The sequence below is a fragment of the Candidatus Magnetaquicoccus inordinatus genome (assembly GCF_004217665.1).
GTDB classification, from domain to species: domain Bacteria; phylum Pseudomonadota; class Magnetococcia; order Magnetococcales; family Magnetaquicoccaceae; genus Magnetaquicoccus; species Magnetaquicoccus inordinatus.
Window position 1 is genome coordinate 1 of the sequence record NZ_RXIU01000068.1, and the last position, 15,678, is coordinate 15,678.

The window sequence follows — 15,678 nt, forward strand, 5'->3', positions numbered from 1 at the left end:
CCTGTGTACACCTGCACCCTTTCTGTTCTCAGCCCCCATTGCCCCCACTGGCATGAATATCTTGTTAACGTGATGCAGGCTGGCGTGTCGGCAAAAAATATGCTCCAATTCGCAGCAGTTAATATTCAATGATCGGGAACCTCTCTTGCCAAGGAGGTTTTCCTCTTCTTTTGCCAATGGAAATGCCCTATGCACGGTTTGTTTCATTTGTTGTTGATGCTTGCTTTGAGTTGGTTGTTGTCAGGGGAGCTTGCAGCAGCGCCACGCAGCAGTACCACGCCAGCGGCTGCGCCCACAGCAACTGCCACTGCCGCAGCTCCTTTAACACTGGCCAGTCTGTGGGAGAGCCCGACACCGACTCCCAGCTTGTTGCGCTCGTTGCTGGAGGGGGTCAACACAGAGCTGAACGGCTTGCCCAAAGAGAGCAAAGAGGAGGCGGTTGAACAGCAGCGGGCGCTGCTGCAAAAACGAGTCGCTCTGCTGCAGGAATTTTTGGAAACCATGGAGCGCTTGCAAACCCTGCGTGCCGGTACAAGTGACTGGAAAACGCAAGAGGAGACGTTGAAAAAAAATTTGGAGCGGTTGGCGCAACAACCACCACCCAAAGCACCAGATAAACCAACTCCCGAAGCCTTCAAACAGGTTCAGGAATCTTTGGAAAAATCAATTCAAGCTGTGGACGCGCTGACCGCACAGGCCAAAGAGCTGCAGTTGCTCTTGGGTCAGATTCCAGAAAAAACCATTACCGGCAAAGGACGACTGAAACAGGCCCAGGATAATTATCAACAATTTCGAGACCTCTCCGCCAAGGCCGAGGGCAATAAAAAACGTTCCCTGACCTTGCAGGCAGAAAATGCCCATATCGAACTATTGCTGGCACAAAATATCATTGCCCGCTGGGAGGCGGAGCAAAATGTGGCCATGGCCCATGTGACCCTGCACGACAAACAGTTGGAGGTGGCACAAAACAGCCGTCAATATCAACAAAAGGTCTTTTCGCTCTATCAAGAGGCGCTCAACAATCAGCAAGCCGCGGCAGTCACCAGTTCACAGGAGCTGCTGCGTCGCAAAGAGTTGGCTGCTCAACAGGCCAGCAGCCCGGAAGATAAGTTTTTATCGGGATGGGAGCTCTCCCTGGCGCGTCTGCAAAAAGAGCAGGCGGATCTCAATAAATTGCAGACCGAAGTGGTGAGCGCTGCCTCTGAACAGGAGCACCTGCTGCAAAATGAAAAGAGCGATTTGAAAAGTTTGGAAACCCTGACCCAACAGTTTGGAACCCAGGGCCTGGCTGCAGATATTTTGAAAGAAAACTATAAACGACTCAAACGCCGTCGCTGGGATCTGCGCGAACCGCTCTACCCCGAATTGCTGGCACAGTTGCGTGATTTGCAATCGCGCATTTTTGTTGTCGATTCAGCCTTGGCAGAGCTGAGCAGCTCCTGGGCAGCCTCGCTGGCCGAGCTGCAGCAACAGCTTGCCGAATCAAAACGGGAAAGTTTTACCCAACAAGCCACGCAACTGCGCAACAGTTATCGCCAACTGCTCAGCGATGAAAAACGTCTGCTTTTTGATCTGCAAGCCGAAGGGCAGCGTCTGCAACTGTTGACCCTGGAACGTACCAACACCTTGCAGCGCACCGAAAATTTTCTCCTGTCGCGCATCTTTTGGATTCAGGATGCTCCCCCACCGAGCAGGGCGCTGCTGCAACAGTTGTCAGAGGAGCTGCTCTCCAGCAAGCGTAATAGCGGCCTGAACATGATTCTGCAGCATGCGGTGACGGAAGAGCAGTGGCAGGCCGCCTGGCGGGCAGTGCAGGAGCCCTGGCCGCTCTTGACCACTATCACACTGTTGGTGCTGTTGCCGCCGTTATTGTGGCAGATACAACGCTCACTGCGCCGCCTGGCAACCTTGCCTCCGCCTGATTCCAAGCAGAGTGCTGCCTCTCTGCCGCTGCGCACCATTCTGGTTACACTTTTGTTGCCGGTTCCTGGTCCTGCCTGGCTGGCCTTGCTGGTTCTGGCCGGACAACTTTTGCCCTGGCCAGCCGCTCTGCTCTATCCCTTTCCTCCGCTGCTGCGTATTCTGGTGACGGAAAGTGTGTTGATTATCGCGCTGTTTTGGCTGCTCTGGTCGGCCAATAAACTGCTGTTTGCTCCTGGTGGTTTGGCCGAACGGTTATTGGGTTTGCCACTGGAAGTGACACAAAGTTTGCTCGGTTCAATCCGTCTGGCCTTGTGGGCCTATCTGCTCTTTTTGCCGCTTTGGGTCGTGTTTCGTGCGCCCCCGTTTCACTATGAGGTGCTGCCACGTCTGGGCTATACCCTGTTTGAATGCACCATTGCCTGGGTCATCTATCGCTTGATCCATCCCAATGCCCCACTCCCCCGTCATGCCTTGGCCCATGCGGCACCAACATCTCCAGCCGCTGTACATAGCGGAAGACGCTCCTTGACCGCCCGTTTTACCCACCATTGGTGGCTGGTCAGTCGCCTGTTAAGCCTCTTCATGGTGGTGGTCGTGCTCTTGGATCTCTCCGGCTACCGCTTCGGCGCCACGTGGCTGGCTTATAACGGGATTCGCTCCATCCTGACCTTTTTTCTGCTGATTGGTGTATACCGCCTGCTGGCCTCCACCATCGAAACCTTGATCCGTCGCCGCAGACGCGCCCCAACCGTCCTGGCCCCAGGAGCCCGTGGCACCTTAAGCCGCACGCAAATCGCACGGCAGATTAATGATTCTTTGCGCATGCTCTTTATTTTGGCTGGACTACTGCTGCTGGGTAACTATTGGGGGGTTCATGAACAGATTTTTCAGGCATTAAAAGGGTTGACCATTTTCAGCACCACCGGCAGCGATGGACAATTGATCCTGGTCTCCCTGGTGGATCTGCTGCGCTTTGTCATCACTTTGCTGGTGGTGGGCTGGATAGTCAAACATCTGCCCAGAATCTATGAGTTATTGCTCTACTCCTGGCTCTCCCTGGATGCCGGCTCCCGTTATGCGGTCTTGACCATCTCTCGCTACCTGATTTTTATTATCGGTTTGTTGTCGGCTCTGAACGAACTGCATCTGGATGTGGCAAAAGTGGGATGGCTGGTGGCGGCAATCAGTGTGGGTATCGGTTTTGGTCTGCAGGAAATTGTTGCCAACTTTGTCAGCGGGATCATTCTGCTCCTGGAACGGCCTGTGCGGGTCGGGGATATGATCACCATCGGCAACAGCATCACCGGGCGCATTACCCGCATCAATATCCGTGCGACCACCGTGGTCAATACCGACTATCAGGAGCAGTTGATTCCCAACCGCGATTTGATCACCAAAGAGGTAACCAACTGGACCTTGGCCAATACCACTTTGCGTATTGTCATCAAGGTGGGTGTTGCCTATGGCAGTGATGTCGAGCAGGTCAAACGACTCTTGCTGGAGTTGGCCCTGCAACAGCAGGGAGTCCTTGCTGAACCTGCTCCAGAGGCGCTGTTCATGCAGCATGGCGCCAGCTCGTTGGATTTTGAATTATGGGCCTTTTTGCCGGATCCAGCGTTGCGTTGGGTGGTGCGCGACCGGCTCAATACGGCCATCAGTCAAACCTTTGCCAAACAGGGAATTGAGATTCCCTTTCCGCAACAGGAGGTGCGCATTCGCAAAGAGGATGTCTTGGCCTTGGTCAATTGAGTCAGGGGGGTTGACTCCACCTGCGGCAAGAGGGAGTTTTTGCCGCAGGTGGAGCCCATTTCAAGCGCTGGCAGGCTGGCACAGAGCCGAAGATTGAATCTTTTCCAACAGGCGGGAGTGAATTGCCGCATTGGCTGCCACCACATTGCCGGAGCGTAAAAAATCAATTTCTCCAGCAAAATCAGTAACAAATCCTCCAGCCTCTTGCAAAATCAATGCTCCGGCAGCCACATCCCAGGAGGATAATCCCTGCTCCCAAAAACCATCATAACGACCATCAGCCGTAAAACAGAGATCCAAGGCCGCACTGCCTTGCCGACGAATACCATGGCAAGCAGCACACAAGATGCGGAAGGAATCCATATAGGCCGTCAGATGATCTTCTTTGTATTTGGCAGGAAAACCGGTTGCCAATAGTGCTTTCGATAAGAGACGGTTTTGCCCGGTGCGAATGCGCCGATCGTTGAGAAAGGCGCCCCGTCCACGCTCACCTACAAACATTTCATTGCTGACCGGATTGAAGACCACACCGGCCAATAACAGATCCCCCTCTGCCAGGGCAATTGAGAGGGCAAAATGGGGAATACCATGGATAAAATTATCTGTGCCATCGATGGGATCAACAATCCAATACCGTTCTGTACCCATACCCTGTCGGCCACTCTCTTCCGCAACAATACCATACTGCGGATAGCCTCTTTTAAGATGATATAAAATCTCTTTTTCAACCGCTGTATCGGCATTGCTCACCCATTCGCCATGTTCCTTGTTGTGCACCTCCAACTCATGCCGCCGGTAAAATAGTTCCAGGGCACGGCTGCCAGCCTGTCTGGCGGCACGTATGGCCACATTGGTGGGAGGGGAGTAGTTCATGGTCATGATTTGCCATCCATCGAGAAATAAGCTCTGGTCCAACCGTACCCACAGCACGGCTACACCCTCAACATAACATGATCCCTCCGCCACGTCATCCCCAGGCAGGCCATGGGCACAAATGGTCCATGATTACGGAACTCCAGAGGTTATTGAGATCGGGCAAGAATTGCCGACACCCCCTGGGCAGATCTGCTCCGCTTCGTGGATTTTGCCCACCTGGGGGGGAAAAATGCGCCCAATGGCATAGTTAGTGAAATTTATTGAATGGAATTTACCATATAATATCAATAACTTACAAACATGAAATTCAGCCTTGTGCATGGCCTGTAAGGGGATTTTTCTGATTGGCATACTGGGTGCATAAGCGATGGCAACGCCATTTTCGTCGATAGGTGCTGGTGAAAATGGATGGTGAAACGAAGCGAATGGGAGTGAAGCTGAGCATGTCTGTCAATAACATTTTGAACACCTCGCAATCGGGCATTTATGCGTCGCAAAATACATTGCAGACGATCTCCCATAACATTGCCAATGCCAATACCACAGGCTATTCGCGGCAGAAAGTGACTTTGGTCAATGCCCCGATGGGTTTGGGTGTGCAGGTCAAGGATATCTCTCGGCAATTGGATCATCTGCTGGATCGTCGCCAAGAGCTGGGTATGTCCGAAACAGGCAGTTTGGATGCCAAGTCACGCTTTTTGGAACAAATTGAAAATATTTTTAATGAATCTAATGGCGAGGGTTTGAACAGTCGTTTGGGAGATCTGTTCACCGCAGCCGATTATCTGGTGGACAATCCGACCAATCCGGTCAACCGGGAGGAATTTATTACCCGTGGCCAGAGCGTCGCCAACTATCTGCAAAAGATGGATACCACCCTTACCGGTCTGCTTACACCGGTGGACAAAGAGGTGGATGTCTTGCTGGAGGATGTCAACACCCGCTTGAAGGCGATTCGCGATATCAATGCGGTGATTACCGGGCGTGGTGGTTCGGATACTCCCCTGGATCTGTTGGATCAGCGCCGTCAGATGGTGCTCGAGTTGGGTAAGTTGATCAATATCCAAACCTTGGATATGCCGGGCAATGGGCTGCAGATCATGATGGCTGGCGGGCAAGGTTTGCTGGTGGATTCGTCGCATGCGGCAGTATTGGCGCGCAGCACGGTAAAAAATGCCGTGGATCCGACCGATCCCAGCAAAACAACCGATTTCAAAGGGATCACCTTGGATGGTCGCGACCTGCTGCGGATACAGGGCGGTGAGCTGGGTGGTCTGATTGAGGTGCGTGATACCTTGATCAACGGTAAAAATGGTTTTGCCACCAAGCTGGAAAAGCTGACGGACGAAGTGCGCTATCAGTTTAATAAAATCGGCAGTGTTTCCGTCAGTCGCAGCATGAATACCACGCAGGTCGGTGCCTTTGCCTTGGGTAACAACCTGCAAACAGCGATCAGTTCATTGGTAACCGATGCCAAATCAGCTCTGTATGCCGGTGCACCGGTAGATCTTTCTCGCAGTCAGGATGGAGAGATGGTCTTTGCCGTGGGCAGTGATGCCAACCATCTCAACCATGTGGTGCGTGTGGCGGTAACCCGTTCGATGACCATCCAGGATGTGGTGGATGCCATCAACAATGCCACCGATCAAGATGGCAACAGCGGCTATATGAGCGCCTCGATCACCACCGATAACCATCTGCGTATTCAATCCGCTACTGGCCAATATTATGGAACGGTTTCCGATAGTTCCAACATGCTGGCTGCCTTTGGTGTCGGCGTGTTGTTCAATGGCACGGCAGCACGGGATATGGGTGTAAACACGGAATTATTGGATGATTCCAATACTTTGGGTGTCGGACGCATGGTGGCGGTCTATGGGGATCCCAATGATCCCACCCGGATCACCAGTGCGACATTTGATGATGGCGATAATCAGGCAGCTTTGGCTTTCAGCCGTCTGCGCGACACAAAAGTATGGATTGGCAATCAAAACGCTACTTTGACCGGTCATTATGCCGCGATCAGCGGTGAGCTGGGAGCTGTGATCAACCAGAATAATGAGTCCATGAGTGCACAACAGGCTGCTCAGGATTTTCTGGATACCTTACGGCAATCCACCTCCGGGGTCTCCATGGAGGAGGAGTTGACCGATCTGTTGCGTTATCAGCGGAGCTTCCAAGCCTGCAGCAAAATGGTAACCACCGCCGACCAGATGATGCAAACCATCATCAATATGGTGGGTTGACGAGCCAGGATACGGGGACAAGACGATGCGTGTTACCAGCAATATGATGTTTAACGCCGGCATGACTGCCTTGCAGGCCCAACAGCAGGAGCTGTTGCAGGCACAGTTGCAGAGCAGCACCGGTTTGAAAATTCAGCGCCCTTCGGATGATCCGTCGGGAACCTTCCGCGATCTGCTCTTTTCGGCAGACCTTTCGGGAGTGACCAGCCTGAAACGGACCACCGATTTGGCCGCTCAGCGTTTGGAGAATGGTGACAAAACGATTGGGGTGATGCACGACAGCATGATGGCCGCCTATGAGTTGGCCATGCAGTTTTCTCCAGGTACCTCGGCCAATGATCCTGAGATTCTCAAAGGGGCAGCCATCTCCGCCTTGGGGATCTACCAAAATATTTTATCCATTGCCAATCAGGAGATGGATGGTGTGCCACTGTTTGGTGGCGGTCGCACGGTGACCCCCTTCGACGACAGCAATCTCAAGGCAACCGCTGTGCGCGTACAGAGCAAGGGAACCGGTTCAGCCAATGCTGCGCCAGATGGATTTGTTCCGACGGTTGCCGATGGCTTTGCTCCTCCGGCAGGACAGACCGGTTCTGCCACTACCTATACCATCGCTCCTTCCGGCACCGGAAGCTATGACGTCTATATCAATGGTGTGCGGCAAGCTTTGCCGGTCAGCCCCATCGCTCGCTCAGGAATGTCCGACTATCTGGATCTGGGTAACGGCGTAACTTTCAATATGGGCGGTACTTTATTGAATGGGGAAAATCTTTCCTTCTCCGTGGTACGTGATGGCGCCCACTACAAAGCCACCCAGACACAGTTGTTTGTCGATGGTGCCAGTACCCCTTCAACTGTGGATGTGACCAGTGGTTTTTCAGCACAGATTACCGACAGCAGCAAATGGCAAGATCTTCCCTTGAGTGTGAAGATGAGCTACCAGGCCAGCTCTGGTGAATATGCCATCAACATCAATGGCATTGATCAGGTTCCTGTCAAAGCCAAAGCAGCCACCATAGGACAACCTTCCTATGTGGACCTGGGCAATGGACTCACCTTCAATCTGGTCAGTCCACCCAAAGAGGGGGATGTGTACTATTTTGAAGTGGTGCCCTCTTATCAGGGTGGCAAGCAGGATCGTCCGATTCAGGTGAGCGGAGGGCGTACCTTGCCGGGTAATGTTTCCGGAGCAGAGTTGATCGAGGGCAGCGGTAGTGTGGGTCGCGATATCAATGTTCTCGGAGCTTTGGCAGCCTTGCGTGGTGCGCTGTTGCGTGGCGATGCCAATGAGGTGGGTATTCAATTGGCACGTCTGGATGCAGGCCGTGGTCAGACCTCCGATATGCAGTCGTTGACTGGTGTGCGTTCGACGCAGATGGATGCCACCAACTCCATGTTGGCTACCGATGAGGTCAGCTTGCAGTCCTTGAAGACCGGCAACTCGGAAGCGGATGCCTTTGAAGTGTTGAGTCGGTTGCAGAAGGCATCGCAATCCTTGCAGATGCTGACAGGAGTAGAACGGCAGGTGCTCAATATGTCCCTGCTCGATTTTCTCGGTTAATTGTTGGATCAAGTCGTCCTGATTCCCGGACGCATAAAGTAGTACAGACGGGATCGCATCACCATCCGCAAGCAAGCGGATGGTGGAGCAAAGGGCTAACAATCTGGGTGTGGAGATGAAGTGATGGAAATTCAGGGGACCCGATTTGGCGTTCTGGAGTTTAAGGAAGAAGAGATCATCCTGATCAATGAGGGCTTGTTGGGATTTCCCATGAGCCGTCGGTTCATCCTGTTTCCTTATGGCGAGAACTCTTCCTTTTTCTGGTTGCAGTCGATCGACGAACCAGAAATTGCATTTATCGTCATCAATCCATTCGACTTTTTTGCCCACCTGGAATTTGTGGTGCAGGATGAGGATGCCCTGACGTTGCATTTGGAACGTCCGGAGGATGTGGAAATTTTTACCCTGGTAACCATCCCGGAGGGACGTCCCGAAGAGATGCGTACCAACTTGGCCGGTCCAGTGGTGGTCAATACGCAGAACCGTCATGGTCGGCAAATTTTGGTCAAAGAATATTCACCGCGGCAACTGTTGATTCCGCCGCACATGCAGGCGACCTACCTGAAGGAACGGGAGGCACGGCGCGCCAGCCACCAACGCCGACGTGCACGGAATCGCACAGAGCAACAAGCCCCAGCAAGAATGGCCGCAGCGGGCTGAACCCGCGGCACCGACATTTATTAAACGGACATGCAGTCATAACGAACAAAGCAACGATAGAGGATTACGACAATGCCACTTTATATCAACACCAACGTTCCCTCCCTTACCGTACAGCGGCATATGGCCACTGGTACCGGCGCGTTGAACAAGGTTTATGCACGCCTCTCCTCCGGGTTGCGGATCAATTCGGCAGGTGACGACGCCGCTGGTTTGGGAATCACTAACCGCATGACTGCACAAATCCGTGGTTTGACCCAGGCGATTCGCAATGCCAACGATGGTATTTCCGTGTCGCAGGTGGCTGAAGGGGCCATGGCAGAAGATGCCAACATGCTGCAGCGGATCAGCGAACTGAGCGTGCAGGCCGCCAATGCCACCAACAGCGATTCCGACCGGCAGAGTCTGCAAGAAGAGGTCACCCAGTTGCTGGCGGAGATCGATCGGGTCTCTCAGGAGACCGAGTTTAACGGTTGGGCAATGCTGAAAGGTGGTCAGGAGCCCTTGTTGTTCCAGGTGGGTGCCAAAGAGGGGCAGATCATTCAGGTCAATTTGGCTGATGCCCGTGCCCGGACTCTGTTGGCACAAGCGGTCGCCGTTGATCCCAACAGCCCGGCTTCGTTGAACAATAAAAAGATTGATGGCTTGACCATTACCGCTCCCAATCCGCCTCTGGAGGGATCCAAGCTCTTTGCGTCCAGCCTGGCAACCATGGTCAATGCCGTGGCCAGTGGTGACAACAGCCAAGCCGCGACACAACCCTACACCCATACCTTGTTGGCCAGCAATGTGGCGCGCAACATGGCAGTGGTGGCAGGTGCAACGACGGCCGATGCAACAACCATTTCCGGCGCGGTTTCTACCACAATTGCCACAACTGCAGTGCAGGCTTTGGAAGCCGCACGCACCGGCAATACCTTGAGCGAGCCGCCGACGGTTGCAGAAGTGACCACCGTTTTGACCGGTGCTGGCGTGCCTGCTGGTGATCCCATCCTGGAAGCGGCAATCAATGCGGCCAAGGGTTTGACTGTGGATGGTGTGACCAAACTTTCCGGTGGTGCCAGTATCGATAACGTGATCGGTGCCGTGGTTGCAGCCGAATCGTTGATGAGCTATCAGGTGTTTGCGGACAATACCGACAAAGCGCGGGTATTGGCGGTGGGTATGTATGTGGCCAATCGCGATTACTCTGCTACTGAAGGGGTGCCATCCAAATATGTACTGTTGGCTGGCGATACCTCAGGGACCATTAAAAATGCTACCGATGCAACTGATGTGGTGAATCAGGCAGTGCGTTTCAAGGATGCCAGCGGCAATCTGGTGATCAAAGATGTGCCGGTGGGCAACATCTTGAAGGTGATTCGTACCTTCAGCGAACAGATCAGCAAAGGTCGCAGCATTGATGATATCGCCCGTGCCGCTGTGGAAGCGGATGCCGGAACCAATGGCAAGAAAAATCTGACCTTTGAAAGTGCCAAGGTGATTGCTGCTGCTGGCGTGGCCGCGGCTCAAGCGGGCGCCACAGTGGCCGATGCCCAATCGGCTGCTACCAATATGTCCAAAGTGTTGGCAGCACGGGATGCCTCTGCAGCAGCAGCGCCACAAGCCAAAGCTGGTGAAAAAGTGACTGTGCCCCGGTGGATGATCAACACCGATGGTCAAAACACCTATCCGCCGACTCCGTTGATCGATGTGACTGGCAAGACCATTCCCACCGATCCCACCTTGGAGTTTGATCCGCCCAATACCGATGCCGGTGGAACCAAACCCTACAATCCGCCATTGGCTGGTCAAAAGGCGGCTGGTCGGATGTTGAGCATCGTTTTGGATGCAATCAACCGGGTTTCCAGTACCCGTGGTGAGTTGGGTGCCATCGAGGGACGTTTTACCTCCAACATCGCCAACCTCAACAATGTGGTGGAGAACCTGAGTGGTGCCCGGTCACGTATCCTCGATGCCGACATCGCGGCAGAGACGGCCAACTTGACCAAACTCTCCATCCTGCAACAGGCGGGTACGGCCATCCTGGCTCAGGCCAACCAGTTGCCGCAGTTGGCACTGCAGTTGTTGAAATAGTGCTGGTTGCTTGGTGAAACGATAGTCATTCGGATTGTGGGGAGAGTTCAATGGAGGTTCATGGCACTCGATTTGGTTCTCTGAACTTTGGTGATGAGGATCTAATCCATCTGCTGGATGGTTTGATGGGTTTTCCGGCGAGCAAGCGGTTCCTCCTGTTTCCCTATGCAGAGGAGTCGGCATTCTACTGGTTGCAGTCAGTGGATGAGCCGGAGGTGGCGTTTATCGTCATCAACCCTTTTGAATTTTTTTCCAACCTGGATTTTACCATTTCCGACGAGGATTCAGCGCGGATTGCGGTAGAAAAAGGGGAGGATGTAGAGGTATTCAGTTTGGTCAACGTACCGGATGGACAGCCGGAAGCGGTACGGACCAACCTGGCTGCACCGGTCTTGGTGAATGTACATAATCGGCGCGGTTTGCAGATTTTGGCTCCAGACTACTCGGCGCGGCAACCATTGATTCCGGTTGATATGCGGCGTCAGGCAAAAGAAAAGGCGCTGCGGGAAGTTGCCCAACAGCAACAGATGATGGCAGTTTAGCATTACATTGGCATCTAAACAGGGGATATTATTATGGCACTGGTTCTCAACACCAACATTAATTCGATGAATGCCCAACGCAATATCGGCATTGTTAACGATTCCCTGACCCGCACCTTCCAGCGGTTGGCCTCTGGCATGCGTATCAATACCGCCATGGATGATGCTGCGGGATTGGCGATCTCTACACGCATGACTGCGCAGATCAAGGGGCTGTCGCAAGCGGTACGCAATGCCAATGATGGTATCTCCATGGCGCAAGTGGCAGAAGGGGCGCTGAATGAGAGTGTCAATGCCCTGCAACGGATTCGCGAACTGGCGGTGCAGGCAGCCAATGGCACCATGACCTCCAGCGACCGCAAGGATCTGCAATTGGAGGTCTGCCAACTGCTCAGCGAAATCAATCGCATCGCTGTTGACACACAGTTCAATGGTTTCTCCATGCTGACCGGCAATTTTCTCACCGAACCGAAAATGGTGATTCAGGTGGGTGCAAAGGAAGGGCAGGCCATCTCCTTCTCGATCATGGATATGCGTTTGAGCGCTCTGGGCAAATATAGCGCCATGAGCGGCAGCGCCCAAAAACTGAGTACCGATGGCTCCACATTGCTCTACAGCTATCGATTGGCCAAGACCAGCTATCTGAGTGGTGGTGTCACGGCCCTGAGCACGGATGGCGTCACTGCAAAGTTGGCCTATCCCAATCTGATTGGCACCCGCTCGGCGGCAGAAAGTACCATCGGTCTGATTGATACGGTATTGGATAGGGTATCCAGAGAGCGGGCGCATTTGGGAGCGTTGCAGAATCGCTTTACTGCGGTGATTGCCAATTTGAACAATGTGGTGGAAAACATGTCGGCAGCCCGTTCACGCATCCTTGATGCTGACATTGCTACAGAGACTGCCAATTTGACGCAGAAGACCATTCTGCAACAGGCAGGAACGGCTGTCTTGGCACAAGCCAACCAACTGCCGAAGCTGGCCTTGCAACTGCTTCAATAGCGCGGACGAGTGCAACACCATGCTCGATAAGCACGAATTGCTGTGTTGCTGGTAAAGTTATGTAAAGTCTGGGGTCATACGATCTTTTTTTCTCATGTGTCGCCGTGCGCTGTCCGATTATTGTTGCAGGTATGGTGACCGTTCTGTATCGTTGTCTATAAGGGTGGAGTGGATCGATGGGAATGTCCGGTACCGCTTATCGGCGGGCACAGATCACGCAGACAGCCAATTGTGCAGTGGGAAGCAGTTGGGAAGGTGCAGCGCTTCCGGCGTCGGACTGGTCTGGTGCAGGTCAGGGCCTGCATACTGCGCAGTGGGATCCGGGTGTGGCGACACTCGCCTCGTTGGTGGGAGAGGCCAATTTGTTGCTGAACCGTTTGTCCTCGGCAAAAATTTCCCCCTCCGCCGAACAGGAGGGAGTGCTCCTCTGCTCAACAGATTCTTCCCAGATGACAGCCTTTCCAGAAGAGCAGCTCTGGGGTTTGCTGCAAAAAGTGCGGGCACTGCAACAGACTCTGCTGAATGATCACTACAGCACTTCCGAATGGGCAACCACCGCTCAGGATTGATGGCAAGGAGCAAGACATGGCAACATCTTCAGGTACGATCTCTTTCGGAGGTTTAGCATCCGGGTTGCCCTCGGATATGGTCGATCAATTGATGAAGGCCCAACAGGGCCAATTGACCGGCTATCAAACGGCCAAAGCCAGACTGGCAGAACAAAAAACCACATTGGCCTCTTTCAAATCCAAAATTACGGATTTGACAAGTAAAATTGCTACATTGCAATATTCCAGCTCCTGGGCGCCCCATACGGTCAGCTCTTCGGATACCAACAAGCTGACCGCAACTGCAGGCAGTGCCGCCATCTCTGGTTCCCACAGCCTGCATGTCGCTCGTCTGGCGACCAATGATACCTGGGTTTTGGGCGATGCTTCCTTGGGCAGCAGTTCTGGAGTGGCCAGTACCAGTGATTCCCTGACCGCTGGCTCCAATTTTACCTTTACCTATAATGGCGTCACCTACGGCACCGATGCCAATACCAGTGGCTTTTCCTCTTCGGATCTGGAGGGGAAAACGCTCACCGAGATTGCCTCATTGATCAACAATATCACCTACCGGGCAGCAGATGGCACTGCCCAGGATGGGGTATCCGCCAGTGTCATGTATGACGGCTCCGCCTATCGTCTGGTTATGACGGCGCGTGACAGCGGTATGTATGGTTCTGGAGCAGCCGCCACATCACGCATTACCATGGGAGCCTCCTCTTCCCTGAGTTTTGCCAGCAGTGGTACCTTGACCAGTTTTAACAATACTGTTGCTGCCCAAAATGCGCTTTTCAAATTGGATGGCGTCGATGTCACCAGCACCACCAACTCGCCCACGACAGCACTGACCGGAGTAACCTTGCAATTGTTGGCAACCACCGGGGCAACTGTCAATGGCTCGGGAGGGGTCGATACGACAGGTTCTACGGCAATCTCTCTCTCGATTGCCAATGATACTACAACGGTCAAAAATAATTTGAATGCCTTTGTTGAGTCGTACAATACGGTTGTCAAATATGTCAACGACAATCGCGAAGGCTCCTTGGCCGGTGTATCCTTGGCGCGTACTGTAGTCACGCAAATTCGTAATGCTTTGAATACCCGTACCCACAAAGCAGGTGCCAGCAGTGCTACCGATTATCTGACTCGTTCCGCTTTGGCCGAATTTGGTCTGCGTACCGATTCCAAAACAGGTTTGATCAGTTTCGACAGCACTTCGCTTGACAGCGCCTTGCAAAACGACTATAGCGGTTTGGCCTCTCTGTTCAGCAATACGCAAGCACAGGTCGGTACCGGATACAATGCCGGTTTGGCCTACCGCTTGAAAAATATCCTGGATGGCATGACCAACAGTGTCACGGGCAGTTTCACCGCCCAGACCAATGGACTGCAATCACGGATGAATCGCCTGGATAAAGATATTTCCCGTGAAAACTCCCGTTTGGAAAAGGTCAGACAGCAACTTACCCTGAAATATTCCAATCTGGAGCAGTTGGTTAGCCAGTTGAACAGCGCTGGGTCGGCCATGACCTCCGCATTGAGCAAGCTGTCATAATTTTTTTTAGTGACCATTAAGAAGAATTGGTATAAAGAATATGGATATGGAGGTGAGCAACCCTACGGTGGGAGAGTTGGATGCTGCCAACCTTTCACCCCTGGAGATTTTGATCCAACTCTATGAAGGTGCCATCCGCTTTCTGGAGCAAGCCGCTACCGCTTGCGAAGAGGGAATGGTGGAGGAGTTCAAAGAAAATCTCGGACGTGGTCAACGCATTATTGAGGAGTTTCAACGTACTCTGGATTTTACCCAGGGCAGTGGAGTCTCCAATCAGTTGAATGACCTGTATGGCTTCATGTTGGATACCTTGGCCCAGGCCAATCTCACCCATGATGTGCAATATATTCAACAGGTGGTCACCAACCTGCGCATTCTGCTTGATGGCTGGCGGGGTGCCAGCAATACTCAGATGGAAGGTTAAATAAAAGGCTTACCATGTCGTATGGGTTGCGCAGTTATAAAACTTCCCGGGCCAATACCGCCTCGCGGGAGGATCTGCTCATCCTCTTGTATGAGGGTGCCATCCGCTTTTTGGAGCGCTCCATCAGTGAAATGGAGGCCAAAAATCTTGCCGAACATAAAATGTATTTGCGCCGTGGTTTGGCCATCATTGCCGAGTTGCAAAACACTCTCGACTTTGAAAAAGGCGAGGATTTGGCTGTGCAACTCTTTGAACTGTATGGCTTCATGATCAACAGGCTGACTCAGGCCAACATCACCCAGGATCTCTCCCATATCCGCATCGTCATCTCCAACATGAATACCTTGTTGGAAGGGTGGCGGGAGGCGGTGCGTCAAGTCAAACAGATTCAAGATAATGCTGCTGCTGAACCCGATGTCAATCGCCGTTTGATGGGCGGGGTGGCATGAGGGTTATTCTCAGTAATTTGGAAACCATTCTCGACCGTTTGCTCGATCCAAGCCGTTTATCAGCGGA

General features: G+C 53.0%; 13 protein-coding genes. 11 read left to right on the forward strand and 2 right to left on the reverse strand.

Annotated features, from left to right (window positions below; genetic code table 11):
• Positions 1–207, reverse strand: a 207-nt coding sequence (locus tag EJP87_RS18420) for a hypothetical protein (RefSeq protein ID WP_227657506.1), incomplete at its 3' end; no start/stop codon positions are given.
• Between EJP87_RS18420 and EJP87_RS06965 the strand changes: the two genes are divergently transcribed.
• Positions 190–3,672 carry a mechanosensitive ion channel domain-containing protein gene (locus EJP87_RS06965; protein ID WP_130471140.1) on the forward strand — a complete coding sequence of 1,161 codons (3,483 nt, stop codon included), beginning with the start codon at positions 190–192 and terminating at the stop codon, positions 3,670–3,672. The genes EJP87_RS18420 and EJP87_RS06965 overlap by 18 nt on opposite strands.
• Positions 3,673–3,732: 60 nt before the next feature.
• Here the strand turns inward: EJP87_RS06965 and EJP87_RS06970 are convergent, their stop codons facing one another.
• Positions 3,733–4,551 carry an inositol monophosphatase family protein gene (locus EJP87_RS06970; protein WP_227657507.1) on the reverse strand — a complete coding sequence of 273 codons (819 nt, stop codon included), beginning with the start codon at positions 4,549–4,551 and terminating at the stop codon, positions 3,733–3,735.
• 440 nt (positions 4,552–4,991) lie between these two features.
• On the opposite strand from EJP87_RS06970, the gene flgK reads away from it, so the two are divergent.
• The 10 genes from flgK (at position 4,992) to fliS (EJP87_RS07020) (ending at position 15,611) form a co-directional block, all read left to right on the forward strand.
• A complete protein-coding gene (flgK, locus tag EJP87_RS06975; RefSeq protein WP_193771203.1) occupies positions 4,992–6,794 on the forward strand; it encodes a flagellar hook-associated protein FlgK in 1,803 nt (600 codons plus the stop codon).
• Positions 6,795–6,819: 25 nt separating this feature from the next.
• Complete coding sequence (locus EJP87_RS06980) at positions 6,820–8,355, forward strand: flagellin N-terminal helical domain-containing protein (protein ID WP_130471142.1); 1,536 nt, start codon at positions 6,820–6,822, stop codon at positions 8,353–8,355.
• A gap of 123 nt (positions 8,356–8,478) precedes the next feature.
• Positions 8,479–9,015: a flagellar assembly protein FliW gene (fliW, locus tag EJP87_RS06985; RefSeq protein WP_130471143.1), complete on the forward strand. Its 537-nt coding sequence runs from the start codon at positions 8,479–8,481 to the stop codon at positions 9,013–9,015.
• Between the two features lie 72 nt (positions 9,016–9,087).
• The gene (locus tag EJP87_RS18905; RefSeq protein ID WP_130471144.1) at positions 9,088–11,091 is read left to right on the forward strand and encodes a flagellin N-terminal helical domain-containing protein; all 2,004 of its coding nucleotides are present in this window, start codon (positions 9,088–9,090) and stop codon (positions 11,089–11,091) included.
• Between the two features lie 50 nt (positions 11,092–11,141).
• Positions 11,142–11,633 (forward strand): flagellar assembly protein FliW, encoded by a 492-nt coding sequence (gene fliW / locus EJP87_RS06995; protein WP_130471145.1) that lies wholly within the window; start codon positions 11,142–11,144, stop codon positions 11,631–11,633.
• Positions 11,634–11,666: 33 nt separating this feature from the next.
• Positions 11,667–12,635, forward strand: coding sequence for a flagellin N-terminal helical domain-containing protein (locus EJP87_RS07000; protein WP_130471146.1), 969 nt, complete (start codon positions 11,667–11,669; stop codon positions 12,633–12,635).
• A 182-nt stretch (positions 12,636–12,817) separates the two neighbouring features.
• Positions 12,818–13,204, forward strand: coding sequence for a hypothetical protein (locus EJP87_RS07005; protein WP_130471147.1), 387 nt, complete (start codon positions 12,818–12,820; stop codon positions 13,202–13,204).
• 16 nt (positions 13,205–13,220) lie between these two features.
• Complete coding sequence (gene fliD, locus EJP87_RS07010; RefSeq protein WP_193771204.1) at positions 13,221–14,738, forward strand: flagellar filament capping protein FliD; 1,518 nt, start codon at positions 13,221–13,223, stop codon at positions 14,736–14,738.
• A 52-nt stretch (positions 14,739–14,790) separates the two neighbouring features.
• Positions 14,791–15,162 (forward strand): flagellar export chaperone FliS, encoded by a 372-nt coding sequence (fliS, locus tag EJP87_RS07015; protein ID WP_193771205.1) that lies wholly within the window; start codon positions 14,791–14,793, stop codon positions 15,160–15,162.
• Between the two features lie 14 nt (positions 15,163–15,176).
• Positions 15,177–15,611, forward strand: a complete 435-nt coding sequence (fliS, locus tag EJP87_RS07020) for a flagellar export chaperone FliS (RefSeq protein ID WP_130471150.1) — start codon at positions 15,177–15,179, stop codon at positions 15,609–15,611.
• Positions 15,612–15,678 lie beyond the last annotated feature (67 nt).